Origin of the sequence: Micromonospora orduensis (assembly GCF_006228125.1) — a bacterium.
In the GTDB taxonomy this organism is placed as follows: domain Bacteria; phylum Actinomycetota; class Actinomycetes; order Mycobacteriales; family Micromonosporaceae; genus Micromonospora; species Micromonospora orduensis.
Window position 1 is genome coordinate 44,383 of the sequence record NZ_VDFY01000135.1, and the last position, 23,668, is coordinate 68,050.

The window sequence follows — 23,668 nt, forward strand, 5'->3', positions numbered from 1 at the left end:
TCGTCGTCGAGCCCGGCACCACGTGCTTTACCGCCGGCGCAGCAGCGGCCTGGTCAGCGCCCAGTAGCCGCCGGCGACCGCGTTGAAGACGCCCAGCCCGGCTGTGGTGGGCACACCGGAGGGCGTGACACGGCCGGTCATCAGCTCCGCGATGACCCCGTCCGGCACCCGACGCTCGGTCTGCAGCTGCCGCCGGCGGGCACGTACCCAGCCACGGTTGCGCCACAGCCAGCCCCAACCCCGCGTCTTCTGCCGGGACCATCCACCGACGATCGCGGCGGTGAGCATGGCGACCTCGGTGAGCAGCAGCGCGGGTGACAGGACGACGAGGGTCCGTGCCTCGTACGCGGTGAGCAGGGTGACGAGCCGGTTCCGCTCGACGAGGTAGAGCTTCAGGGCGTTGCGCGAGAACTCGTAGTGGTGCAGCACGACGGCGTCCGGCACGTACTCCAGGCGCAGGCCCCGCTGCCAGAGCCGCAGGCTGAGTTCGGTGTCCTCGTGGTAGGCGAAGTACTCGGCGGCGAAACCGTCGAGGTCCCGCCACAGCTGACGGCTGATCACGAAGCAGCACCCGCTGAGCGAGGGAACGACCTTCCGCTGAGCGTGGGCGCTGGCCGGCTCGCCGTTTCCGCCGGCCCAGGAGAGGCCGGTGAAGTGCAGCGGGTTGCCACTGGTGTTGATCAACTCAGGTTGGTCGGCCAGCCGGATCGACGCCATCGCCGCGCCGACACCCGGCTCGGCGGCCACCGCCGTCGTCTTCGCCAGGGCGTCGGGCGCCACCACGGCGTCGGAGTTGACGAACACGAGCCAGTCCCCGGTCGCCTCGGCCGCGCCCACCCGGCAGCCGCCGGAGTAGCCGGTGTTCTCCTCCGGACGCACCACCCGTACCCCGGGGAGGCCCTTGACGATGTCGATGCCGTCCCCCGTGCAGCCGTTGTCGACCACGATCAGGTCGACCTCGACGCCGGTGCTGGCCAGCACCGCCCGAGCGGCGTCGACGAGGTACGGCTCCGGGCCGTAGGCGAGCATGACCGCGCTCACCCGTGGTCGGATCATCGGGTGCCTCCGGTGGGGCCGACAGCGACGGTGTCGCGCGAGGGGGCGAGGGGGGTGGCGGTGCCGGGACGGACGGCGTTGCGCAGCAGCAGGGCCATCACGGCTGCCACCACCACCGAGCCACTGGCGTACCCGATCTCGACGCGCAGGGCGACCGGGAGCGGGATGAGCGTGACGGCGACGAGCACGACGACGCCGAGGCACCAGGCGACGGCCTGCGCCCGGTGCCGGTCGAGCGCCAGCAGCACCTGGCCGAACACCATCGCCCACAGGTAGGCGAGCGTCGCCACGGCGAGCCAGGCGAAGTCGCCGTGGCCGAGGACGTCCGGGGCGTCGAAGAGGGTGCGTACCAGCCAGGGCCCGAGCAGGACGGCGAGCACCGCCCCGGTGACGCCGAGCGCGGTGACGACGCCCAGGGCCCGCTGGAGCAGGCTCCGGAAGGTGGCGTGGTCACCGGTGGTGGCGGCCGTGGCCAGGCCGGGCAGCAGCGACGCCTGGAGCGAGGCGAAGACGAACAGCGGGATCCGGACCAGGACGAGGGCGGACAGCAGAGCCCCGGCGGTGGCGGTGTCGGACGGGTCGAGCAACTTCACGTTGATCACGCCGATGTTGACCACGACCTGCGAGAGGAGGCTGGAGACCACGAGCAGACCCAGACCACGTACCAGCGTCGTCCAGGCCACCGCGGCGCCGCCGCCGAACGTCCGCAGGATCGGCGGGGTGGTCAGCGCCACCCCGAGCAGGGGCGCGATGACCAGCACGGCACCGAACCACACCGGCGAGGTGACGCCGGTGAGGCCGAGCAGGAGGACCAGGGCGATGCGCAGCCCGCCGTCGAGGGCGAGTTGCGTGCCGTACCAGGGAAAGAGCTGAAGGCCGGCGAGGACGCCCCGGGTGGTGTGCGCGACCGCCAGCGCGGCAAGCGCTCCGATGAGCACGGTGACCATCGTGCGGTCGCCGCCGAACAGCCGGTCGGCGATCGGCTGGCGGGCGACGAGGATCAGCGTGACCAGCCCGAGCAGGATGGCGGCCGCGAGCAGACCGCCCCGCGCCAGCACCGGCCCGGCCGGCAGCCCCTGGCTGCGCCGGGCGGCGATGATCCGGGCGACCTCCTGCTCGACGGGCATGAACATGCCGATGCCCAGGGTGAACACGATCGTCCAGAGCACCGAGAGCGAGTTGTAGTCCGCCTCGGTGAGGCTGTGCCCGGCCACCGCCAGATGCACGTAGGAGGCGAGCCCGAGAAGGGCCAGCCCGGCACCGACAGCGACGGTGCCGGGCGGGACCAGGCTCAGTAGCCGTCGAATCACCGGCGGATGAGCGCCAGCGTGAGCACCGCGAACGCGCGACCGAGGTAGATCATCGCCTTGGCGGGGGAGTGGCTGGGCGTGCCGGCCATCCGCTTGCGCATGGCCACCGGCACCTGCCGGATCCGGTACCCACGCCGGGCGGTGTGCACCAGGGTCTCCACGGTGTCGCCGAGGTACTCGGCCGGGTACCACCCGGCGAACATCTCGATGACCCGCCGGTTGGCGGCCCGGAAGCCGGACGTGGTGTCGGTGAGCTTGGTGCGGGCCACCCGGGACAGCACGGCGGAGAGCATGACCATGGCCCAGCGGCGGGGGCCGCGGACGTTGTAGTCACCCTCACCGGCGAAGCGCGCGCCGATGACCAGGTCGTTGTCGTCCAGCAGGTCGACGAGCTTCGGCACGTACCGGGGGTCGTGCTGGCCGTCGGCGTCGATCTGGATGGCGACGTCGTAGTCGTTGTCCCGGGCGTACCGGTAGCCGAGGCGCATGGCCCCGCCGACACCGAGGTTGTACGGCAGTTTCGCGACCCGGGCGCCGGCGGCGGCGGCGACCGCGGCGGTGCGGTCGGTGGAGCCGTCGTCGACGACGAGCACGTCGACGCCGGGCAGCTCGCCGCGGACCTCTCCGACGACGTCGGCGATCGAGCCCGACTCGTTGAGGGCCGGGATGATGATCAAGGTGCGCTTGCCGTTAACCATCGGTGGACACCAGTTCGTCTCGGGCCGCCCGGTCCGCGTCGATCTGAGCGCGGAGCAGGGCGAAGTCTTCGGCCAGGGTGCGGGTCTCTTCTTCCAGGGCGCTGACCTCCCAGCTGAGGTGCACGCACACCAGCAGCAGGAAGACGATGCCCAGGAAGAGCACCAGGCTGACACCGGAGGCGACGCCGAGGAGTTCGGCGACGTTGTCGAGCAGCCGGGGGAACAGGGACAGCGGAATCACGATGATCAGCACGGCGAGCCAGAGCATGCCGTACTTCTCCCGCAGCTGACGGCGGCGCAGCAGCTCGACGATGGTGCCGAGCAGCAGCAGGCCGGTCAGGCCGGTGACGAGGGTGAGCTTCATGCGACCTTCCACGGGGCGGGTGGAGCGGGGGAGTGGAACGCGTCAACCAGGGTGGAGTGCCAATCCGGAAACGGCGGCAGACCCGCGACCGCCCAGCGGCTGTGCCCTAGCACACTGTACGCCGGACGGGGGGCGGGACGAGGATACCGGTCGCTGGTGGTGGGTCGGATCCGGTCCGGGTCGAGACCGGCCAGTGTGAACGCGGCGCGGGCCAGCCCGTACCACGTGGTCTGGCCGGCGCAGGTGCCGTGGTAGACGCCGGGCGCCGCCCGACCGTCCAGAGCGGCGTCGGCGAGCGCGACCAGCCGCTCGGCGAGACGGTACGACCAGGTGGGCTGCCCGTGCTGGTCGTCGACCACGTCGAGGTGCTCGCGCTGCTCGGCGAGCCGCAGCATGGTGGCCACGAAGTTCGGGCCGTGCGCGCCGTACAGCCAGGCGGTGCGGACCACGTACCCGGTGTCCGGCAGCAGGCGGGCGACGGCCTGCTCGCCGACCAGCTTGCCGCGCCCGTACGCGTTGACCGGCGCGGTGGGCGCGTCCTCCGGGTAGGGGGAGTCGGCGTCGCCGGCGAGGACGTAGTCGGTGGAGACCTGGATCAGCCGGGTGCCGCCGGTGGCGCACGCCGCCGCGAGGTTCGCCACGCCGTGGCCGTTGACGGCGGTGGCCGCCGCCTCGTCGACTTCGGCGCCGTCGACATTGGTCCACGCGGCGGCGTTGATCACGACGTCGTGGCCGGCGACAGCGGCGCGGACCGCGGTGGGGTCGGTGACGTCCAGGTCGGCACGGGCGGCGGCGGTGACCTTCAGGTCGGGTCGGGTCTCCAGGACGGTGACCAGGTCCCGGCCGAGCATCCCCCCGGCGCCGGTGACGAGTAGTCGGGTCATGCGGTGGGGGCCGACTTCAGCGGCTCCCACCAGGCCCGGTTCTCCTGGTACCAGCGCACGGTGTCGGCGAGGCCGTCGTCGAGGGTGACGCTGGGCTGGTAGCCCAGCTCCTCGCTGATCTTGGTGATGTCGAGGGAGTACCGGCGGTCGTGGCCCTTGCGGTCGGCGACGGGCACGACGCGGTCCCAGTCGGCGCCGCAGGCCTCCAGGAGCCGGCCGGTGAGCTCCTTGTTGGTCAACTCGGTGCCGCCGCCGATGTTGTAGACCTCGCCGGCGCGGCCCTTCTGCTGGACCAGGGCGATGCCCCGGCAGTGGTCGTGCACGTGCAGCCAGTCGCGGATGTTGCCGCCGTCGCCGTAGAGCGGAACCGTCCCGCCGTCGAGCAGGTTGGTCACGAACAGCGGGATGACCTTCTCCGGGAACTGGTATGGCCCGTAGTTGTTGGAGCAGCGGGTGACGACCACGTCCATGCCGTGGGTGCGGTGGTAGGACAGGGCGAGCAGGTCGGAGCCGGCCTTGGACGCCGAGTACGGCGAGTTCGGGGCCAGCGGCCAGGTCTCGGTCCAGGAACCCTCGTCGATGGAGCCGTACACCTCGTCGGTGGAGACGTGCACGAACCGGCCGGTGCGGTGCCGCAGCGCGGCGTCGAGCAGGGTCTGGGTGCCCAGCACGTTCGTGGTGACGAACGGCGCGGCGCCGGCGATCGAACGGTCGACGTGCGACTCGGCGGCGAAGTGCACGATCACGTCGTGGTCGGCGACGACCTCGTCCACCACGACCGGGTCGCAGATGTCGCCCTGCACGAACCGCAGACGGGGGTCGTCGCGGACGGGGTCGAGGTTGGCCCGGTTGCCCGAGTAGGTCAACTTGTCGAGCACGGTCACGACCGCCGGTTCGAGCGGGGGCACGCCGTCAGCGCTGCCCAGGGGCTTGCCCAGCAGCAGTCGAACGTACTCCGACCCGATGAATCCGGCTCCGCCGGTGACGAGGATCCTCACGGGTCCGAAAGTGTACGCGACGTTAGGCGCGGGGCGTGGGACGCGACCCCCACGCACGTTTCGTAGCCATGCCGGTAGGCTTCGCCGGTGCGTGGAATCCTACTTGCCGGCGGTACCGGATCCCGGCTGTGGCCGATCACCCGGGCGGTGTCGAAGCAGCTGATGCCGGTCTTCGACAAGCCGATGATCTACTATCCGCTCTCCACCCTGGTGATGTCCGGGGTTTCGGAGATCCTGGTGATCACGACCCCGGAGGACCAGGACCAGTTCCGGCGGCTGCTCGGCGACGGCAGCCAGTTCGGGCTGCGGCTGGAGTACGTGAGCCAGGAGCGCCCCGAGGGCATCGCGCAGGCGTTCATCCTCGGCGCGGACTTCATCGGCGACGAGTCGGTGGCGCTGATCCTCGGCGACAACATCTTCCACGGCGTGGGTCTGGGTCGGCAGCTCGCCGACCACGGCGACCCCGTCGGCGGCCGGGTCTTCGCCTACCAGGTCGCCAACCCGCAGGAGTACGGCGTGGTCGACTTCGACGCCGACGGTCGGGTGCTCTCGATCGAGGAGAAGCCGGCCCGGCCGAAGTCCCGTTACGCGGTGCCGGGGCTGTACTTCTACGACAACCGGGTGGTCGACATCGCCGGCAAGCTCACCCCGAGCGCGCGCGGCGAGCTGGAGATCACGGCGGTCAACGAGGCGTACCGGGAGACCGGGGAGCTGTCGGTGACCGTGCTCGACCGGGGCACCGCCTGGCTGGACACCGGCACGTTCACCTCGATGATGCAGGCCGCCGAGTTCGTCCGGGTGGTCGAGGAGCGGCAGGGTCTCAAGATCGGCTGTGTCGAGGAGGTGGCCTGGCGGGCCGGCCTGATCGACGACGACCAGCTGCGCGCGCTGGCCGCCCCGCTGACCAAGAGCGGCTACGGCGACTACCTGCTCGGTCTGCTGGCCGAGCGCGACGGCAACCCCGGGGCGTCCTGGTGAAGATCCGGCAGTTGAGCATCGAGGGCGCCTGGGAGATCGCCCCCCAGCAGCACGGCGACCCGCGCGGCATGTTCATGGAGTGGTACCGCTTCGACCGGCTCGCCGAGGCGGTGGGGCATCCGCTGCGCCTCGCCCAGGCCAACATGTCGGTCTCCGCGCGCGGCGTGGTGCGGGGCGTCCACTTCGCCGACGTGCCCCCCGGGCAGGCCAAGTACGTCACCTGCGTACGGGGCGCGGTGCTCGACGTGATCGTGGACCTGCGGGTGGGCTCCCCGACGTTCGGCCGGTGGGAGGGTGTCCGGCTCGACGACACCGACCGTCGGGCGGTCTACCTCAGCGAGGGTCTGGGGCACGGCTTCTGCGCCCTGACCGACGACGCGACGCTGAGCTACCTCTGCTCGGCCACGTACAACCCGACGGGTGAGCACGCGGTGCACCCGCTGGACGAGGAGCTGGGCATCGAGTGGCCCGCCGAGGTCCCGCTGCTGTCCGCGCGCGACGAGGCGGCGCCGACCCTCGCCCAGGCCCGCGAGCGGGGCCTGCTGCCGGAGTACGACGCCTGCCGGCGGTTCGTGGCGAGCATCGGACCGGACGGAATGTCGCACTCAGCCGGTATGTGACCACCCCCGAGGCGCGACCTGTGGTGTGACAGTGACGAACCGGGCCTCCGGGCGGCTAATGTCACACCATGGAGCGGCGAATCTTCGGCCTCGAGACCGAGTACGGCGTCACCTGCACCTATCGCGGGCAGCGGCGGCTGTCCCCGGACGAGGTCGCGCGGTATCTGTTCCGTCGCGTGGTCTCCTGGGGCCGGTCGAGCAACGTCTTCCTGCGCAATGGGGCCCGGCTCTACCTGGACGTCGGGTCGCATCCGGAGTACGCCACACCGGAGTGCGACTCGGTGACCGACCTGGTCGCCCACGACCGGGCCGGCGAACGGATCCTGGAGGGTCTGCTCGTCGACGCGGAGAAGCGGCTGCACGACGAGGGCATCGCGGGTGAGATCTACCTGTTCAAGAACAACACCGACTCGGCCGGCAACTCGTACGGCTGCCACGAGAACTACCTGGTCTCCCGGCACGGCGAGTTCGGCCGGCTCGCCGACGTGCTCATCCCGTTCCTGGTCACCCGCCAGTTGATCTGTGGGGCCGGCAAGGTCCTGCAGACCCCGCGCGGCGCGGTCTACTGCCTGTCGCAGCGGGCCGAGCACATCTGGGAGGGCGTCTCCTCGGCGACCACCCGCAGCCGCCCGATCATCAACACCCGCGACGAGCCGCACGCCGACGCCGAGCGCTACCGGCGCCTGCACGTGATCGTGGGCGACTCCAACATGAACGAGGTCACCACGCTGCTCAAGGTCGGCACCGCCGACATCGTGCTGCGGATGATCGAGGCCGGGGTCGTCATGCGCGACCTGTCGCTGGAGAACCCGATCCGGGCCATCCGGGAGGTGTCGCACGACATCACCGGCCGGCGCAAGGTGCGCCTTGCCTCCGGCAAGGAGGTCAGCGCGCTGGACATCCAGCAGGAATACCTGGCCAAGGCCACCGAGTTCGTCGAGCGCCGCGGCGGCGACCAGGCCGCCAAGCGGGTCGTCGAGCTGTGGGGCCGGGTGCTGCACGCGGTGGAGACCGGTGACCTGGAGCCCGTCTCGCGCGAGATCGACTGGGTCAGCAAGCTGCGGCTGATCGAGCGGTACCAGCGCAAGCACGACCTGCCGCTGTCGCACCCCCGGGTGGCGCAGATGGACCTGGCGTACCACGACGTGCGCCGTGGCCGTGGCCTCTACGGGCTGCTGGAGCGCCGCGGCGAGGTGGACCGGGTGGCCACCGACCCGGAGATCTTCGAGGCCAAGGAGACCCCGCCGCAGACCACGCGGGCGCGGCTGCGGGGCGAGTTCATCAGGCACGCCCAGGAGAAGCGGCGGGACTTCACCGTCGACTGGGTGCACCTGAAGCTCAACGACCAGGCGCAGCGCACCGTTCTCTGCAAGGACCCGTTCCGGGCGTACGACGAGCGCGTGGAGCGGTTGATCGCCAGCATGTGAGGGGTGGTGGCCGGCCCTGGCGGTGGTGTCCGTCGCCGGGGTCGGCCGGCCCGGTAGTCTGGGCGCGCCATGACGACTTCTGGACCTTCCGACCGCCCCGGGGGCGGCACCGAGCGGCAGAACTGGGTCGAACGTCGGCGGGAGAAGATCCGCGCCGAGATCGAACGGAACCGCCGCGGCGAGTACACCGTGCCGACCTGGGTGCTGGCCCTGGCGCTGGTCCTCATCGTCGGCGGCTGGCTGGCCCTGATCTTCCTCGCCTGAGCACCGGTGGCCGGCGGGCCGGTCAGGGGAGCCGGGTGACGGCGTGCCGGCCGGCCGCGGCGGCGGCCAGGAAGTAGGAGTGGTCGGCGTCGAGGCCACGGCCCATCGTGGACAGCGGCACGACGCTGGCCCGCAGCGCCGCGTCGAGACCCGCCGTGGGCACCCGGACGATCCGGTGCCGGGCAGCCAGGGGCGCCAGCGCGGCGTCGACCTCGGCGGCGAGGGCCGGCTCCAGGTCGTCCGGCACCACCAGCTCCGCCGGGGCGAGCGCGACCCGGCCGTACGCGGTGAGGCTGTGGTGTGACACGCCCCGGTGCCGGGGGCGGGGGTCGGCGGCGGAGATCCGCAGCGAGCCGACCGGTCGGCCGCCCAGCGTGGCGCTCGCGTTTACCGCCTCGCCGACGGCGACCCCGGAGAAGCCCCACCGGGTGCCGGTGCCCAGGTTGCCGGGCCCCTGCGCGACCACGGCCAGGTCGGCGTCGAGCACGTGCCTGGCGGCGAGCAGGCCGCCGTGCAGCGTGGTGGCCTCCAGGTCGCCGCCGAACGCCTGCCCCACGGTGATCGTGCCGGCCAGGTCGGCGCGCAGACCGGCGAGGGTGCGGGAGAACCAGGCCGGCAGCGCCCCACCGTCGGTGAGCAGGTACGCCACCCGGGCGCGCGGAGCGTCGGCGCGGATGCCGGCCAGGATCGCGGGCAGGGCCGAGTGCAGGTCGGCGGTCACCACCGGCATGCCGTCCAGGTCGTCGGCGTCGGCGAGGACGGCGCGGTGCGGGGAGGCCTCCTCGTCGACGCCGAGCAGGATCGGTTGCAGCGGCGTGTAGCGGGCCTTGACGAGGTGCCCGGCGTCGCGGGTGTCACCGGCGTCCGGCGGGTCCGGCGGCAACCGGTCCGGCAGGGCCACGACCAGGGCGTACCCGCCGGTGCCGAGCCCCATCAGCAGCGCGCCGGCGTTGAGCAGCACCCGGTCGCCGGGCTCGGGGGTGCCGACCAGTTCCGGGTACGCCAGCGCCCGCATCCGCGTGCCGTCGGGCAGGTCGACGTCCAGCTCCACCGCCCCGGTCCACTGCCGTCGCAGCGTCGCCACCGTCCCCGTACGCCATCGCACCATGACGGGCACGCTAGCCGCGCGTGCCGGGCGGGTCGCGCCCGGGTGCGGCGCCGGGGTGGTTCAGCTCGGCGCGGGGTCGCCGCCGGCGTCCGGGCTCGGCCGGGCCTGGGTGTCCCGGGCACGGCCGGTCGCGCCGGGCAGCGAACGGGTCGGATCGAGGAAGACGAAGCGGATCTCCGGGTACCGGTCGGTGAGCCGCCGTTCGGCCTCGTCGGCGGTCGCCTCGATCTGCGCGCCGGTGGCCTCGTCCCGGAAGTCGACCTTGGCGGCGACCAGGATGTCGTCCGGGCCGAGCTGCATGGTCAGCAGCGTGTCGATGCGTTCGACCTCGGGCAGCCCGGCCAGCTCCCGCTCGATCTCCCGACGCAGCCGGTCCGGGACCGCCCGGCCGACCAGCAGCGACAGGTTGTTGCTGGCGAGGATCCCGGCGACGGTCAGCAGCAGCAGACCGATGAGGATCGACGCGACGCCGTCCCACACCTCGTCGCCTGTGGCGTGCGACAGGCCGACTCCGAGACCGGCCAGCAGCAGGCCGATCAGGGCCGCGCTGTCCTCCAGGAAGACCGCCTTGACTGTGGTGTCGGCGGTCAGCCGCAGGAACCGCCGCGGGGTCGTCTCCCAGCGTCGGGACTCGCGGCGGACCTGGCGTACGGCGCGGGCCAGCGAGATCGACTCGATGACGAACGACACCGCCAGCACGACGTACGAGATGAGGTAGTCGCCGCTGTGCTCGTGCACCAGGATCGTGGTGACGCCGTGGGTGACGGCGAAACCGGCGCCGGCGACGAACGTGAACATGGCGGCGAAGAACGCCCAGACGTAGCTCTCCTTGCCGTACCCGAAGGGGTGCCGCTGGTCGGCCGGTCGGGCGCCGCGGCGCAGCGCCTGGAACAGCAGCACCTCGGTGGTGGTGTCGGCGACCGAGTGCGCCGCCTCGGAGAGCATCGCGGCCGACCCGGAGATGAGCCCGGCGACCAGTTTGGCCACCGCGATGGCGAGGTTGGCGGCGCCGGCGACGACGACGGTCCCGACGCTCTCGCTCTCCGGTCTGGCCCCCGCCTGCGACATGAGGATCACCCTATGACCGGTGGGGGCGGCGCGCTCGGCTAGTGGTTCGCGACACCACCGATCCGAACAAGTGTGCGGCGCGCCCGCGTGGGTGCACGTCACGGGCGCATCGGCTGCTAGCGTCTACCCGTGTCGCGGACCCGCACCGAACGCCTGGTCAACCTGGTGATCTGCCTGCTGTCCACGCGACGGTTCCTGACCGCCGCGCAGATCGCCGCGACCGTGCCCGGTTACGAGCACGATCCGGACGACGCGCGTGATCACGAGGCGTTCCAGCGCAAGTTCGAACGGGACAAGGCCGAGCTGCGTGAGCTGGGTGTGCCGTTGGAGACCGGGACGGCAAGCGTCTTCGACGCCGAGCCCGGCTACCGGATCGCCCACCGGGAGTACGCGCTGCCCGACATCCCCCTGGAACCGGACGAGGCCGCCGCCGTGGGCATCGCCGCCCGGCTGTGGCAGCACGCCGGGCTGGCCGCCGCCGCGTCGTCCGGGCTGGCCAAGCTGCGCGCCGCCGGGGTGGACGTGGACCCGCAGGCCACCCTCGGCCTGGAGCCGATGGTCACCGTCGACCCGGCGTTCGCGCCGCTGACCGCCGCCGCCAGGGACCGCCGCGAGGTGGGTTTCGACTACCGGGTGCCGGACCGCGACGCGCCCAGCCGCCGCCGGCTCCAGCCGTGGGGCGTGGTCTGCTGGCGCGGCCGGTGGTACGTGGTGGGTCACGACCTGGACCGGGCGGCGACCCGCTGCTTCCGGCTGTCCCGCGTGGTTGGCGCGGTGCGGGTGACCGGCGCGCCCGGCGCGTACCAGCCGCCGGCCAACGAAGACCTGATCAGCCACGTGGCCCGCTGGTCGGGGCCGGTGGAGCGCACCGGCCGGGCCACCGTGCTGGCCGCGCCGGGCCGGGCCGCCGGGCTGCGCCGCTGGGCGGTCGAGGTGACCGCCGGGCCGGACGGCGACCGGCTGGTCCTGCCGTACGCCGACCCGGACTCGCTGGCCGGCCATCTGGTGGGGTACGGCCCGGACGTGCGGGTGCTCGACCCGCCGGAGGTCCGCGAGGCGGTCATCCAGCGACTCAAGGAGATCGCCGTGCGCCACGACGAGCTGGCCGGCACCGGGGGTGCCCGGTGACCCGCCCCGCCGCCCGGGGCGGCTCCCGCGCGTCCGCCGACCGGCTGGCCCGACTGCTCAACCTGGTGCCCTACCTGCTGGCCCGGCCCGGCATCGAGATCGCCGAGGCAGCCGGTGACCTGGGCGTCACCGAGCGGCAGCTCCGGGAGGATCTGGAGCTGCTCTGGGTGTGCGGTCTGCCCGGGTACGGCCCCGGTGACCTGATCGACATGGCGTTCGACGGTGACCGGGTGACGATCACCTACGACGCCGGCATCGACCGGCCACTGCGGCTCACCCCCGACGAGGCCCTCGCGCTCGTGGTGGCGCTGCGGATGCTCGCCGAGACCCCCGGGGTGGCCAACCGGGACGCCGTCGAACGCGCCCTGGCGAAGATCGAGGACGCGGGCGACCTGGTGGGCGCACCGGTGGCGGTGCGGCTGCCCGGGGACACCCGGCGGGTGGAGGCGCTGCGCGCCGCCGTCGAGGGCGGCAGGGCTCTGCGGATCACCTACTACACGGCGGCCCGGGACGAGACCACCGAGCGCGTCATCGACCCGCTGCGGGTGCTGATGGTCGGCGGTCGGGCGTACGTCGAGGCGTGGTGCCGCCGCGCGGAGGCGGTCCGGCTGTTCCGCGCCGACCGCATCGACGCCATCACCGAGTTGGACGAGCCGGCTACCGTTCCGCCGCAGGCCGTGCCGCACGACCGCACCGAGGGCGTCTTCCGTCCCTCTCCGGATCTGCCGCTGATCACCCTGCGGATCGGCCGGGGTGAGCGGTGGATAACCGAGTACTACCCGTGCGAGCGGGTGGAGGCCGGCGACGGCGACCAGTGGCTCGTCTCGCTGCGGGTGACCGACCTGGGGTGGGCGCGTCGGTTCGTGCTCGGCCTCGGCCCGGAGGTCACCGTGGTCTCCCCGCCCGAGCTGGCCGAGCAGGTCCGGGCCACGGCGGCCGCCGCGCTCGACGCGTACGCCGTGCCGGCGCCCCCGGCCGTGCCCCGGCGGCCCGAGGCCGACGCGGACAACGCGCCGTCGGGTGACCGGGCGGTGGCCGGCCGCACCCAGTAGGCTGGCCGCCGTGCTGATCTGGATCGTGCTCGCGGTGGTGCTGCTCCCGCTCGTGGCGTTGGCGCTTGCCGTGCGCCCGGTGCTGGCCCGGCTGCCCCGGCTGCGCCGCGCCGCCGTGGCGTTGCAGCGGCGGGCCGCCGAGGCCGAGACGCTGCGGGAGTCCGCCGAGGCGTTGCAGGCGCGCGCCGAGGGGGTCCAGCGGCAGCTCGACACCGCGCAGCAGCGACTCGCGGTGATCAAGGCCAAGCGCGGCTGACGGCGCGGGAGGCCAGCGCGGTTGACGGATCATCGCGCGTTGGTCAAGACTTCACCGGCCGGGCCGGACCACCACCACCCGGCGGGTGGCATCGGGCCGATCCGCACGTACGATGGGCTGCGTACCACCCTCGGACACAGAGCGACTGGAGCTTCTCATGGGTGCCCTCAAGCCGTGGCACATCGCAGTTCTCGTGGTTGTGCTGATCCTGCTCTTCGGTGCGAAGCGGCTCCCTGACGCGGCCCGCTCGCTCGGCCGTTCGCTGCGGATCATCAAGGCCGAGACCAAGAGCCTGCAGGACGACGACCGCGACCTCGCCGAGAAGGCCGACGCGCAGGCCGGCTACCAGCCGCTGCCGCCGCACGCCGGGCAGCAGGCGCCGTACGCCGGGCAGCCGCAGCAGGCGCCGTACCAGGCCCCGCCGCAGCAGCCGGTCGTCGACCCGGTGCACCGCGTCCGCGACAACTGACCGAAGGGCCCGAGTCCCGTGGCCTTCGCCCTGCGTAAACGCGGCCCGAGCAGTTTCGAGCGGGCCGCCGACGGTTCGATGACGCTCATCGAGCATGTCCGCGAGCTGCGCAACCGTCTCTTCCGCGCGTCCGTGGCGATCCTGATCGGCTTCGGCCTCGGCATCTGGCTGGCCAAGCCGGTGCTGCACCTGCTCCAGCAGCCCTACTGTGACCTGCCCCAGGCCCGGATCGTCAACGGCAAGTGCGAGTTCGTGCAGCTCGGCCCGGCCGACCTGTTCCTGCTCAACCTGAAGGTCGCGCTCTGGGTCGGGTTGATCGTCGCCGCGCCGGTCTGGCTCTACCAGCTGTGGGCGTTCATCGCGCCGGGCCTGCACCGGCACGAGCGGCGGTACGCGTACTTCTTCACCGCCCTGGCCGCGCCGCTGTTCGCGGCCGGCGCGGTGCTGGCGTACTTCGTCACGGCCAAGGGCCTGGAGTTCCTGCTCAGCATCTCGGACAGCGAGATCAGCACGACACTGGAGATCACCAAGTACATCTCCTTCGTCACCAACCTGATCCTGCTGTTCGGTGTGGCGTTCGAGTTCCCGTTGATCGTGCTGATGCTCAACTTCGTGGGCATCGCCAGCGCGAAGCGGCTGCTCAGCTGGTGGCGTGTGGCGATCTTCGTGTTCTTCGCGTTCTCCGCGGTGGTCACCCCCACCCCGGACCCGTTCGGGATGACCGCCCTGGCGATCTGCCTGTCGGCGCTCTACTTCGGCGCGGTGGGCATCGCGTTCCTCAACGACCGGCGGCGGGGGCGCGGCAAGGAGATCTACGCCGGCATCGACGACGACGAGGTGTCGCCGCTGGAGTACGACGCGGATCCGGTGGTGGCCGGGCAGCGGGTCGACGCGACCGCGCCGATCGGTGTTCCCGAGCCGATCGCCAAGCCGGCGCCGATCGAGCGCCGGTACGACGACATGACCTGACGGCCCCCGCGCCGCCCGTCCACCGACGCCGTCCCCGCCTGCCGGGGGCGGCGTCGTCGCGTCACTGCGAGCGCCGGCGGCGGGACCGGTCGTGACGGTGCCCGCCCCCGGTGAACGGCGGATGTCCGACCGGTACGGTGCTGCCCGTGACCACAGACGATCACCTGCCCGGCCCGGTCGCCGTGCTCACCAATCCGTCCGCGGGGCGGGGACGCCACCGCGCCCTGCTGCCCCGGTTGCTGGACGGGTTGGCCGCCGCCGGCCGGCCGGTCCGGCTGCTGTCCGCGTCCAGCCCTCTCGAGGCGGAGGCGGCGTGCCGTGCCGCGGTCGTCGAGGGCGCCGGTGCGCTCGTCGCGGTCGGCGGCGACGGCACCGTGCACCGGGCGGTGCAGGCGGTCGCCGGCACCGACGTGCCGTTCGGTCCGGTGCCGGCGGGCACCGGCAACGACTTCGCGCTGGACACCGGCTTCCCGGCGGATCCGCTCGCGGCGGTCGCGGTGATCGCCGACGCGCTGCGTTCCGGCCGCAGCCGCGCGGTCGACCTGGCCCGGATGACCGACACCGACGGCGTCGAACGCTGGTACGGGGCGGTCCTCGCGGCCGGGTTCGACGCGATCGTCAACGAGCGGGCCAACCGGATGCGCTGGCCGCGCGGCCCCCGCCGGTACGATCTGGCGATCGTGGTCGAGCTGGCCCGGCTGCGGCCCCGCCGGTACACGCTGCGCCTCGACGGGGTGCCGCACGAGCTGGACGCGGTGCTGGTGGCGGTGGGCAACTGCCCCACGTACGGCGGCGGTATGCGGATCTGTCCCGACGCCGACCCGACCGACGGGCTGCTCGACGTGGTGGTGGCGGGGCGGGTCAACCGGCGGACCCTGATCCGGGTGAAGCCGCGCATCTACCAGGGCACCCACGTCAGTCATCCGCTGGTGACCAGCTACCGGGCCCGGACTGTGGAGTTGACCGCCGACGGCATCACCACCTACGCCGACGGGGAGCGTTCCCTGACCCTGCCGGTGACGATCAGCGCCGTGCCGGGCGCCCTGCGGCTGCTGCGCTGACCCGTACCGCCCCGATGCTTGCCGCGATGACCAGCACGACGGCGGCGCATTCCAGCAGGGTCAACGCCTGGCGCAGCACCAGCCATCCGGCGAGGGTGGCGATGGCCGGGCCGAGGCTCATCAGCACCGCGAAGGTGGCGGTGGGCATCCGCCGCAGCGCCAGCAGCTCCAGCGTGTACGGCAGGCCCGAGGCGAGCACCGCGAGGGCCGTGCCGAGCGCCAGCACCGTCGGGTCGAGCAGCACGGCGCCGCCGTCGACGATGCCCAGGGGCAGGGTGACCAGCGCGGCGACGGTAAGCGCCAGGGCCAGCCCGTCCGCGCCCGGGAACCGGCCGCCGACCCGGGCGCTGAGCACGATGTACGCGGCCCACATCGCGCCCGCGCCGAACGCGAACGCCACCCCGGCCGGGTTGAGCCGGTCGAAGCCGCCCTGGCCGAGCAGCGCCACCCCGGCCAGCGCCAGCCCCGCCCAGCACCAGCTGGCCAGCCGGCGGGCGGTGAACACCGACAGCGCCAGCGGGCCGAGCACCTCCAGGGTCACCGCCGGACCCAGCGGGATCCGCTCGATGGCCTGGTAGAACAGCGAGTTCATGCCGGCCAGCGCCAGCCCGAACGCGCCTGCCGCGACCCAGGCCGACCGGTCGTACCCGCGCAGGCGGGGCCGGCACACGACGAGCAGCAGCACCGCCGAGATCGTTAGTCGCAGGGTCACCGCCCCGGCCACCCCGGTTCGCGGGAAGATCAACGCGGCGACGGCGGAGCCGAACTGCACCGACAGCGCCCCGCCGAGCACCAGCCCCACGGCGGCGACGCCACCGCGGCGCTCCGGTGGCGCGGTGGCCGGGTTCGGCGCGGGCAGCAGGGTCTCCGTCACGAGCACGACGCTAGGCGGTCAGTCCGCAGGGCTCTTCGGCGGTGTCGACCGTCGGAGGAACGCGAGCCGCGTCGCCCGGCTGGTGGCGAGCGGCTCGCGCTTCGGGGATACGAGAGCGTCGATGGCGAGCTATCCTGCTCGGACCGGTATTGATCCACAGTTGGGAGCTGGTATGCGCCTCGCCATGGTCACGGTCTCCGCTTCGCCGCGAGGGCACGCCCGGCACTGATCGGGCGCCGCCGGAGATGACCTCCGGTGGTCTGGTGCTCCTCGCCGCGGAGCGGTCCCACGACGACCGTTTCCTTCCCTGGCTCGAGGAGCTCTTTTGCGTACCCCTGTATCCGCGCGTCTGGGCGCGGACTTCACCAGACTGTGGACCGCTGCGGCGGTGTCCAACGTCGGCGACGGTGTCACCATGGCCGCCGGCCCGCTGCTGGTCGCCTCCGTCAGCGACAACCCGGCCCTCATCGCCGGCGCCGTCTTCGCGCAGCAACTGCCCTGGCTGCTGTTCGCCCTGATCAGCGGCGCCTACGTCGACCGGCTCGACCGGCGCCGTCTGGTCGTGGTCGTCAACCTGGCCCGCGCCGCGGCCCTGGCGGCGTTGTCGATGACCATCGCGACCGGAACCGTCTCGGTGGCCGTCATCTTCGCGGTGCTCTTCCTGCTGGGTACGGGCGAAACCCTCGCGGACACCGCGCTGGGTGCCCTGCTCCCGGCGGTGGTCGCCCCGGGGGAACTTCCGCGCGCCAACGCTCGGCTCTACGCGAGCTTCACCATCGGTAACCAGTTCGTCGCGAAGCCGCTGGGCGCGTGGTTGTTCGTCGTCGCGGCGGCGGTGCCGTTCGGGGTCGACGCGCTCACCTTCGCGACGTCCGCAGCGCTGATCGCGGGCATCCGGCGAGTCCCCGTCGTTGGCGATCCGCCTCGGCGGGCCTCGCTTCGTGCCGAGGTCGCCTCCGGCGTGCGGTGGTTGTGGCGGCACCGACTGCTGCGGACCCTCGCCGTGAGTATGGGGCTGGGCAACATCGCGTTCGGTGCCGCGTTCGCCGTGTTCGTGCTCTACTGCCGGGAGCGCCTGGGCGTATCCGCCGTCGGCTACGGCTTTCTGTTGTCCGCGTTCGCGGTCGGCGGCCTGGTCGGCACCGCGGTCGCCACGATGCTCACGCGCGCGCTCGGCAACGCCACCGTGTTGCGTGCCGGCCTGGTGATCGAGGTCGTGACGCACGTGTGCCTCGCGACCACGACGAAACCCTGGGTCGCCGCCGTCGTCCTGGTCGTGTTCAGCATCCATGCAATGGTCTGGGGCGTCACCGTCACCTCGGTCCGGCAACGGGTCGTGCCTGCGCACCTGCGCGGCCGGGTCGGCAGCGTGTACGCATTGCTGGATCTCGGCGGCGCGGCGCTGGGTTCGCTCCTCGGCGGCCTGTTCGCCAGCGCCTGGGAGATCACCACACCGTTCTGGATCGCCGCCGTCGCGATGGCGGCGATCGCCGCTCTCGCCTGGCGTCCCCTGCGCGAGGCAGGGTCCGCTTGAGCGGTGGCCCCGGCTCCGGGCGGTGCTGTTCGGCCGTTCGGAGCCGGGGCCGGGCGCGGGTACCGCAACGCCGACCGGCCGTAGGTGTTCGCCAACGCGGTGCTACCGGCGTACGGTCTCGGGTATGACCAGCGCGATGCGGAAGCTGTCCATCTCCGTCCCACCCGACGTGGCGGAGCGCCTGGAGCACGAGTCCAACGCCAGCGCGTACATCACCCAGGCCGTCCGGGACCGGATGCGTCTGGATGCCCTGGACGCGGAGCTGGCCCACCAGGGCATCCAGATCACCGAGCAGGGTGTGGCCGAGGCGCGCGCCCGTCGTGCCGCCGTCGAGGCCGACTGGTCGCCGGAGCGCCGGAATGCGCTGTGTGAGCGGGCACGCCAACACATGCTGGACACCGCCGACCAGCCGGGCGCGTGAGCGCCGCGGACGACCGGCCGGTTCGGCTCGTGCTGGATCGGTCGGCGCTGCTGGCTTATCTGGCGGGGTCGGTGCATGTCGGGGAGCCGCTGCACGAGGTCATCCAGGACCGCAACAGGTTCGGTGTCACCGCCGTGACCGCGGCGGAGGCCCTGGCGCTCGTCAGCGACCCGAAGGACCGGGCGACCCTGCACCGGCTGCTGACCCTGGACGCCTGTGCGGTGCTCTCCACCGAAGGGCGCTCCTGGCACGAGCTCAGCTACTGGCGTACGGTGACCGGCCGCGTCGACCTGGCGAGCACGGTGCTGGCCGTCCTCGAACACGATGCCTCGATCCTGACCGGCGAGGACCGGTACGGCGACGGCGAGCTACCGGTGATCCACATCCCGAACTGACCGCGCAGGTCAGGCCGGCAGAGCCAGATCCAGGACGGCGCCCAGCCCGTTCTCCCGGCCCGGCTCGGCGGACGGCAGGACCAGCACCGCGCAGCCGGCGGCCACCGCGCCCGCGTCCGCCGGGGTGTCGCCCACCATCAGGGTCTGCTCGGGCTCGACGCCGAGCATCCCGCAGGCCCGCCAGAAGATCGCCGGGTCGGGTTTGCAGCGCCCGACCTCGTACGACAGGACGAACGCGTCGACGAGGTCGGTCAGCCCCCAGGTGTCGAAATGCGGCCGCAGGTCGAAGCCGATGTTGCTGACCACGCCCACCCGCACCCCGGCGTCGCGTAGCGCGCTAAGCGTGGGGGCGGTGTCCGGGTACGGCAGCCAGCCGTCGGCGGTCAGCAGCCGCTCGTAGAGCGCGTCGGCGAAGCCCTCGATGCCCGCGTCGACGGTCTCGGCGAGCCCGGTGTACGCGCCCCGGTGGGCGTGCTGGTAGAGGTCCCGGTCGGCCCACAACTCGGCGAGCCGGGGCGGCACCCGCGCCGGCAGCGGCCCGCCCGCGCGCCCGGCGGTCAGCAGCCGGTCGGCCAGCGAGGTGGCGCGGACCCGGTCCAGGGTGACCCCGCAGGCCGCGGCGGCCTCCAGCACCCACCGCCGCGGCTCCTCGACCTGGGCGAGGGTGCCGTGGAAGTCGAAGAGCACCGCCTTGACGGGCCGTCGGGACGCTCGCGGGGCGGCGGCCTCGGCGCTGCCCTGCGGACGGGTCTGGGGCGGTTCGGCATGGTCCGGCACGCCGTGCACCCTACCGACCCCCGCCGACGGCCCCGCCGCACGGCCTTGTGGGGTGCGCCGTCCCGGCACGCACTAATCTTGGTGCCATGTCGAGTCCCGCCGAGCGGTACGCAGCGGCGCGCCGCCGGGCCGCGCAAGCCTCACAGTTCCCGGCTCTGGACGAGTTCGCCCTCGACCTGGGGTTCGATCTCGACGATTTCCAGCGCGAGGCGTGTCAGTCCCTGGAGCGGGGCAGCGGCGTGCTGGTGTGCGCCCCGACCGGGGCCGGCAAGACGGTGGTGGGCGAGTTCGCCGTACACCTGGCTCTGCGGGGGCGGCCCGACGATCCGGCGGCGGCCGACGCGGCGGCGACGTCCCCGACCCGGCGCAAGTGCTTCTACACCACCCCGATCAAGGCGCTGTCCAACCAGAAGTACCACGACCTGGTCGCCCGGTACGGCGCCGAGCAGGTCGGCCTGCTCACCGGCGACAACGCCATCAACGGCGACGCGCCCGTGGTGGTGATGACCACCGAGGTGCTGCGCAACATGCTCTACGCGGGCTCCAGCACCCTGCAGGGCCTCGCTTACGTGGTGATGGACGAGGTGCACTACCTCGCCGACCGGTTCCGTGGCGGGGTGTGGGAAGAGGTGATCATCCACCTGCCCGCCTCGGTCACCCTGGTCTCGCTGTCGGCGACCGTCTCCAACGCCGAGGAGTTCGCCGACTGGCTGGTCACCGTGCGCGGCGAGACGGCCGTGGTGGTCAGCGAGCACCGGCCGGTGCCGCTGTGGCAGCACATGCTGGTCGGCAAGCGGATGTTCGACCTGTTCCACGACGCCGACGCGGCCCGCAAGCACGACGTGCACCCGGAGCTGCTGCGCTACACCCGGGACACCGTGCGTCGCCTGGAGCTGGGGGAGGGGCGCAGCGCGGGGCCGGGCTCCGGTCGGCGTGGCCCCCGCTGGCGTGGCCCGATGCGCCCGGACATCGTCGACCGGCTGGACCGTGAGGGTCTGCTGCCGGCGATCCTGTTCATCTTCAGCCGGGCCGGCTGCGCCGCCGCGGTGCAGCAGTGCCTCGCCGCCGGGCTGCGGCTCACCTCGCCCGACGAGCGGGCCGAGATCCGCCGGGTCGTCGAGTCCCGGGTCACCGCCATCCCCGGCGAGGACCTGTCGGTGCTGGGCTACTGGGAGTGGCTCGACGGCCTGGAACGCGGCCTCGCCGCCCACCACGCCGGCATGCTGCCGGTGTTCAAGGAGATCGTCGAGGAGCTGTTCGTCCGCGGTCTGGTCAAGGCGGTCTTCGCCACCGAGACCCTCGCCCTGGGCATCAACATGCCGGCCCGCTGCGTGGTGCTGGAACGCCTCGTCAAGTACAACGGCGAGGCGCACGTCGACCTGACGCCGGGGGAGTACACCCAGCTCACCGGCCGGGCCGGCCGGCGGGGCATCGACGTGGAGGGGCACGCCGTGGTGGTGTGGTCCCCGGAGACCGACCCCCGGCACGTGGCGGGCCTCGCCTCCACCCGCACCTACCCGCTGCGCTCCAGCTTCCGGCCCTCGTACAACATGGCGGTGAACCTCGTCGGCACGGTCGGCGCGGAGCCGGCCCGTACGCTGCTGGAGTCCTCGTTCGCGCAGTTCCAGGCGGACCGGTCGGTGGTCGGCCTGGCCCGGCAGGTGCAGCGCAACAGCGAGACCATCGAGGCGTACGGCGCGGAGGCCGCCTGCCACCACGGTGACTTCGACGAGTACTTCGCGCTGCGGGTGGCCATCGCCGACCGGGAGAAGGCCATCGCCCGGCAGGGGCAGACCCAGCGCAAGGCCGCCGCCGTGGCGTCGCTGGAGCGGCTGCGGGTCGGTGACGTGATCCGGGTGCCGTCGGGCCGCCGCGCCGGGCTGGCCGTCGTCCTGGACCCGGCGACCGGCGGGTTCGGCGAACCCCGGCCGCTTGTGCTCACCCAGGACCGCTGGGCCGGGCGGGTGAGCCCGGGCGACTTCACCACCCCGGCCGAGGTGCTGGCCCGCATCCGGGTGCCCAAGCACTTCAACCACCGCTCACCCGGCGCACGGCGGGACCTGGCCGCTGAGGTCAGCGGCACCGGACTGGACCGGCACGGCGGCCGTCGCGGTGGCCGGTCCCGGCCGGCGGCCGGCGAGGACCACCGGCTCACCCAGCTGCGTACCGAACTGCGTAACCACCCCTGTCACGCCTGCCCCGAGCGGGAGGAACACGCCCGCTGGGCGGAGCGGCGCCGGCGCCTGGAGCGCGACACCGAGGAGCTGCGTGAGCGGGTCTCCGGGCGTACCGGGTCCCTCGCCCGCACGTTCGACCGGATCGTCGCGTTGCTGACCGACCGTGGCTACCTCGCCCGCGACGGCGCGGTGACCGACGCCGGCCGGATGCTCGGCCGGATCTGGACCGAGGCGGACCTGCTTGTCGCCGAGTGCCTGCGCCGGGGCGTGTGGGACGGACTGTCCCCGGCGGAGTTGGCCGCCGCCGTGTCCGTGGTGGTCTTCGAGGCGCGCCGCGACGTCGACGAGCGGGCGTCGCTGCCGCGCGGGCCGGTGGCCGACGCGGTCGACGAGACGCTGAAGCTGTGGAGCGAGATCGAGGCCGACGAGGCGGCGCGTGGTCTGACCGCCACCCGGGAGCCGGATCTCGGCTTCGCCTGGCCGGTCTTCCGGTGGGCGCGGGGCGAGGCGCTGGCCAAGGTGCTCGGCAGCGGGCACGAGATCGACGGCGAGATGCCGGCCGGTGACTTCGTCAGGTGGGCGCGCCAGGTGGTCGACCTGCTCGGTCAACTTGCCGACTCCGGCGGCGCGTCGCCGGAGCTGCGCTCCACCGCCCGGCAGGCGATAGCGGCCATCAACCGGGGCGTGCTGGAGTACCACACCTCCGCCTGATCATCACTTTCGGTCAACGCCGCAGGCGAATCGACGCATCGGACGGTCACCGTGACGGCACCCCCCGGATCGCCCGGGGGGCGCTGTTGCGCCTGGTCGGAGCACCCCTGATCATTGCCCGGGCGCCGTGTCTACGCGCCGGTAACGAAGGGGGAGAAGACCGCCGTGGCGGAGATCAATCACTTTGAGTACGGCTGGATCACACCCGCGCTGAGTTACGCGCTGTCCGTGCTCGGCTCGATCCTCGGGCTGGTCTGCGCCGGTCGGATCCGTACCGCCCGTACCGCCGGGCAGCGCGCCTGGTGGGGCCTGCTCGCCGCCTGGGCGCTCGGAGGCACCGCCATCTGGGCCATGCACTTCATGGCCATGCTGGGCTTCGCCGTGGACGGCACCCGCATCCGGTACGACGTGCCACTGACCGCCGCCAGCACCGCCATCGCCGTGGTGGCGGTCGGCATCGGCCTGGCCATCGTCGGCACCGGCCGGCTGAACCCGGCACGGCTGGTCGCCGGCGGCGTCTTCACCGGCGCCGGGGTCGCCGCCATGCACTACACCGGCATGGCGGCGATGCGCCTCAACGGCGACCTCGGCTACGACACGACCCGGGTGGCCCTGTCGGTGGTCATCGCGGTCGTGGCGTCCACCGTCGCGCTGTGGCTCGCCATGACCGTCCGCCGGGGCCTGGCGATCTTCGCTTCCGCGCTGGTCATGGGCGTCGCCGTGAACGGGATGCACTTCACCGGCATGAGCGCGCTCTCGGTGCACCAGCACGAGGCCCGTGGCGCGGTGACCGGCGCCAGCGTGGGCGCGCTGCTGGTACCGATCGTCCTCGCGGTGATCTTCGGGGTGGTCGGTCTGCTCTACGCGCTGCTCGCCGCGCCCACCGACGACGACCGGGCCGCCGCCGCGTACCTCGACGCCCGGCGGCCGCCGGAGCCGACCCTGGCGACGCCCACCGTCGCCCCGGACCCGGTCGGGCTGCGGGCCCGCTCCACCCTCGGCCAGCCGGGCACGCCGTTCCCGTCCCGCCGGGACAACCCGCCCCGCTAGGCGATCCAGCTCTGCCCCT

At 72.9% G+C, this 23,668-nt stretch carries 25 protein-coding genes; 15 read left to right on the forward strand and 10 right to left on the reverse strand.

The features are described from left to right. Positions 1-27 precede the first annotated feature (27 nt). The 6 genes from FHG89_RS11080 to rfbB are packed head-to-tail and all read right to left on the reverse strand — an operon-like array spanning position 28 to position 5,310. Positions 28-1,056 (reverse strand): glycosyltransferase family 2 protein, encoded by a 1,029-nt coding sequence (locus FHG89_RS11080; RefSeq protein ID WP_139584285.1) that lies wholly within the window; start codon positions 1,054-1,056, stop codon positions 28-30. Continuing rightward, positions 1,053-2,366 carry a lipopolysaccharide biosynthesis protein gene (locus FHG89_RS11085; protein ID WP_244295353.1) on the reverse strand — a complete coding sequence of 438 codons (1,314 nt, stop codon included), beginning with the start codon at positions 2,364-2,366 and terminating at the stop codon, positions 1,053-1,055. Before FHG89_RS11085 ends, FHG89_RS11080 begins: the two co-directional genes overlap by 4 nt. Then, positions 2,363-3,064, reverse strand: coding sequence for a glycosyltransferase family 2 protein (locus FHG89_RS11090; RefSeq protein ID WP_139584286.1), 702 nt, complete (start codon positions 3,062-3,064; stop codon positions 2,363-2,365). Before FHG89_RS11090 ends, FHG89_RS11085 begins: the two co-directional genes overlap by 4 nt. Next, on the reverse strand, positions 3,057-3,428 hold the full coding sequence (locus tag FHG89_RS11095) for a DUF2304 domain-containing protein (RefSeq protein ID WP_139584287.1): 372 nt from the start codon (positions 3,426-3,428) through the stop codon (positions 3,057-3,059). Before FHG89_RS11095 ends, FHG89_RS11090 begins: the two co-directional genes overlap by 8 nt. Then, positions 3,425-4,312: a dTDP-4-dehydrorhamnose reductase gene (gene rfbD, locus FHG89_RS11100; protein ID WP_139584288.1), complete on the reverse strand. Its 888-nt coding sequence runs from the start codon at positions 4,310-4,312 to the stop codon at positions 3,425-3,427. Before rfbD ends, FHG89_RS11095 begins: the two co-directional genes overlap by 4 nt. After that, positions 4,309-5,310, reverse strand: a complete 1,002-nt coding sequence (rfbB, locus tag FHG89_RS11105; RefSeq protein ID WP_139584289.1) for a dTDP-glucose 4,6-dehydratase — start codon at positions 5,308-5,310, stop codon at positions 4,309-4,311. The genes rfbD and rfbB overlap by 4 nt, the downstream gene beginning before the upstream one ends. 87 nt (positions 5,311-5,397) lie before the next feature. On the opposite strand from rfbB, the gene rfbA reads away from it, so the two are divergent. The 4 genes from rfbA to FHG89_RS11125 all read left to right on the forward strand — a co-directional run bounded on the left by rfbA (position 5,398) and on the right by FHG89_RS11125 (position 8,599). Then, positions 5,398-6,288, forward strand: a complete 891-nt coding sequence (rfbA, locus tag FHG89_RS11110) for a glucose-1-phosphate thymidylyltransferase RfbA (protein WP_139584290.1) — start codon at positions 5,398-5,400, stop codon at positions 6,286-6,288. After that, entirely contained in the window at positions 6,285-6,908 is a 624-nt protein-coding gene (gene rfbC / locus FHG89_RS11115; RefSeq protein ID WP_139584291.1) for a dTDP-4-dehydrorhamnose 3,5-epimerase, read from the forward strand. Before rfbA ends, rfbC begins: the two co-directional genes overlap by 4 nt. 68 nt (positions 6,909-6,976) lie before the next feature. After that, positions 6,977-8,335: a Pup--protein ligase gene (gene pafA, locus FHG89_RS11120; protein WP_089021075.1), complete on the forward strand. Its 1,359-nt coding sequence runs from the start codon at positions 6,977-6,979 to the stop codon at positions 8,333-8,335. Between the two features lie 69 nt (positions 8,336-8,404). Further along, the gene (locus FHG89_RS11125) at positions 8,405-8,599 is read left to right on the forward strand and encodes a hypothetical protein (RefSeq protein ID WP_139584292.1); all 195 of its coding nucleotides are present in this window, start codon (positions 8,405-8,407) and stop codon (positions 8,597-8,599) included. 22 nt (positions 8,600-8,621) lie between these two features. On the opposite strand, the gene FHG89_RS11130 is transcribed toward FHG89_RS11125, so the two are convergent. Then, on the reverse strand, positions 8,622-9,707 hold the full coding sequence (locus FHG89_RS11130; protein ID WP_139584293.1) for a DUF3866 family protein: 1,086 nt from the start codon (positions 9,705-9,707) through the stop codon (positions 8,622-8,624). A gap of 60 nt (positions 9,708-9,767) precedes the next feature. Continuing rightward, on the reverse strand, positions 9,768-10,775 hold the full coding sequence (locus tag FHG89_RS11135) for a cation diffusion facilitator family transporter (RefSeq protein ID WP_139584294.1): 1,008 nt from the start codon (positions 10,773-10,775) through the stop codon (positions 9,768-9,770). A 129-nt stretch (positions 10,776-10,904) separates the two neighbouring features. On the opposite strand from FHG89_RS11135, the gene FHG89_RS11140 reads away from it, so the two are divergent. The 6 genes from FHG89_RS11140 (at position 10,905) to FHG89_RS11165 (ending at position 15,710) form a co-directional block, all read left to right on the forward strand. Then, positions 10,905-11,903 carry a helix-turn-helix transcriptional regulator gene (locus FHG89_RS11140; protein WP_139584295.1) on the forward strand — a complete coding sequence of 333 codons (999 nt, stop codon included), beginning with the start codon at positions 10,905-10,907 and terminating at the stop codon, positions 11,901-11,903. Further along, the gene (locus tag FHG89_RS11145) at positions 11,900-12,955 is read left to right on the forward strand and encodes a helix-turn-helix transcriptional regulator (RefSeq protein WP_139584296.1); all 1,056 of its coding nucleotides are present in this window, start codon (positions 11,900-11,902) and stop codon (positions 12,953-12,955) included. The genes FHG89_RS11140 and FHG89_RS11145 overlap by 4 nt, the downstream gene beginning before the upstream one ends. A 10-nt stretch (positions 12,956-12,965) precedes the next feature. After that, positions 12,966-13,211 carry a hypothetical protein gene (locus tag FHG89_RS11150; RefSeq protein ID WP_139584297.1) on the forward strand — a complete coding sequence of 82 codons (246 nt, stop codon included), beginning with the start codon at positions 12,966-12,968 and terminating at the stop codon, positions 13,209-13,211. 157 nt (positions 13,212-13,368) lie between these two features. Beyond that, positions 13,369-13,680, forward strand: coding sequence for a Sec-independent protein translocase subunit TatA (tatA, locus tag FHG89_RS11155; RefSeq protein ID WP_139584298.1), 312 nt, complete (start codon positions 13,369-13,371; stop codon positions 13,678-13,680). 18 nt (positions 13,681-13,698) lie between these two features. Next, complete coding sequence (tatC, locus tag FHG89_RS11160; RefSeq protein ID WP_139584299.1) at positions 13,699-14,649, forward strand: twin-arginine translocase subunit TatC; 951 nt, start codon at positions 13,699-13,701, stop codon at positions 14,647-14,649. Positions 14,650-14,795: 146 nt separating this feature from the next. Beyond that, complete coding sequence (locus tag FHG89_RS11165; protein ID WP_208760929.1) at positions 14,796-15,710, forward strand: diacylglycerol kinase; 915 nt, start codon at positions 14,796-14,798, stop codon at positions 15,708-15,710. Here FHG89_RS11165 and FHG89_RS11170 read toward each other — a convergent pair. After that, on the reverse strand, positions 15,673-16,590 hold the full coding sequence (locus tag FHG89_RS11170; protein ID WP_139584301.1) for an EamA family transporter: 918 nt from the start codon (positions 16,588-16,590) through the stop codon (positions 15,673-15,675). The two genes, FHG89_RS11165 and FHG89_RS11170, sit on opposite strands and share 38 nt — an antisense overlap. Before the next feature lie 319 nt (positions 16,591-16,909). Between FHG89_RS11170 and FHG89_RS11175 the strand changes: the two genes are divergently transcribed. The 3 genes from FHG89_RS11175 to FHG89_RS11185 all read left to right on the forward strand — a co-directional run bounded on the left by FHG89_RS11175 (position 16,910) and on the right by FHG89_RS11185 (position 18,934). After that, positions 16,910-18,118 (forward strand): MFS transporter, encoded by a 1,209-nt coding sequence (locus FHG89_RS11175; protein ID WP_139584302.1) that lies wholly within the window; start codon positions 16,910-16,912, stop codon positions 18,116-18,118. Positions 18,119-18,242: 124 nt separating this feature from the next. Further along, a complete protein-coding gene (locus FHG89_RS11180) occupies positions 18,243-18,539 on the forward strand; it encodes a hypothetical protein (protein WP_139584303.1) in 297 nt (98 codons plus the stop codon). After that, the gene (locus FHG89_RS11185; protein WP_139584304.1) at positions 18,536-18,934 is read left to right on the forward strand and encodes a hypothetical protein; all 399 of its coding nucleotides are present in this window, start codon (positions 18,536-18,538) and stop codon (positions 18,932-18,934) included. The genes FHG89_RS11180 and FHG89_RS11185 overlap by 4 nt, the downstream gene beginning before the upstream one ends. A gap of 9 nt (positions 18,935-18,943) precedes the next feature. Here the strand turns inward: FHG89_RS11185 and FHG89_RS11190 are convergent, their stop codons facing one another. Then, on the reverse strand, positions 18,944-19,711 hold the full coding sequence (locus FHG89_RS11190; RefSeq protein WP_139584305.1) for an HAD family hydrolase: 768 nt from the start codon (positions 19,709-19,711) through the stop codon (positions 18,944-18,946). 86 nt (positions 19,712-19,797) lie between these two features. On the opposite strand from FHG89_RS11190, the gene FHG89_RS11195 reads away from it, so the two are divergent. Continuing rightward, positions 19,798-22,599 carry a DEAD/DEAH box helicase gene (locus FHG89_RS11195; RefSeq protein WP_139584306.1) on the forward strand — a complete coding sequence of 934 codons (2,802 nt, stop codon included), beginning with the start codon at positions 19,798-19,800 and terminating at the stop codon, positions 22,597-22,599. A gap of 165 nt (positions 22,600-22,764) precedes the next feature. After that, positions 22,765-23,649, forward strand: a complete 885-nt coding sequence (locus FHG89_RS11200) for an MHYT domain-containing protein (RefSeq protein ID WP_139584307.1) — start codon at positions 22,765-22,767, stop codon at positions 23,647-23,649. Positions 23,650-23,668: the final 19 nt, after the last annotated feature.

Bases quoted from the DNA above. Each gene is read 5' to 3' on its own strand.
- rfbD (WP_139584288.1), bottom strand. From the start codon at position 4,312: ATGACCCGACTACTCGTCACCGGCGCCGGGGGGATGCTCGGCCGGGAC.
- pafA (WP_089021075.1), top strand. From the start codon at position 6,977: ATGGAGCGGCGAATCTTCGGCCTCGAGACCGAGTACGGCGTCACCTGC.
- FHG89_RS11125 (WP_139584292.1), top strand. From the start codon at position 8,405: ATGACGACTTCTGGACCTTCCGACCGCCCCGGGGGCGGCACCGAGCGG.
- FHG89_RS11180 (WP_139584303.1), top strand. From the start codon at position 18,243: ATGACCAGCGCGATGCGGAAGCTGTCCATCTCCGTCCCACCCGACGTG.
- tatA (WP_139584298.1), top strand. From the start codon at position 13,369: ATGGGTGCCCTCAAGCCGTGGCACATCGCAGTTCTCGTGGTTGTGCTG.
- FHG89_RS11090 (WP_139584286.1), bottom strand. From the start codon at position 3,064: ATGGTTAACGGCAAGCGCACCTTGATCATCATCCCGGCCCTCAACGAG.
- FHG89_RS11130 (WP_139584293.1), bottom strand. From the start codon at position 9,707: ATGGTGCGATGGCGTACGGGGACGGTGGCGACGCTGCGACGGCAGTGG.
- FHG89_RS11135 (WP_139584294.1), bottom strand. From the start codon at position 10,775: ATGTCGCAGGCGGGGGCCAGACCGGAGAGCGAGAGCGTCGGGACCGTC.
- FHG89_RS11095 (WP_139584287.1), bottom strand. From the start codon at position 3,428: ATGAAGCTCACCCTCGTCACCGGCCTGACCGGCCTGCTGCTGCTCGGC.
- FHG89_RS11195 (WP_139584306.1), top strand. From the start codon at position 19,798: ATGTCGAGTCCCGCCGAGCGGTACGCAGCGGCGCGCCGCCGGGCCGCG.
- FHG89_RS11080 (WP_139584285.1), bottom strand. From the start codon at position 1,056: ATGATCCGACCACGGGTGAGCGCGGTCATGCTCGCCTACGGCCCGGAG.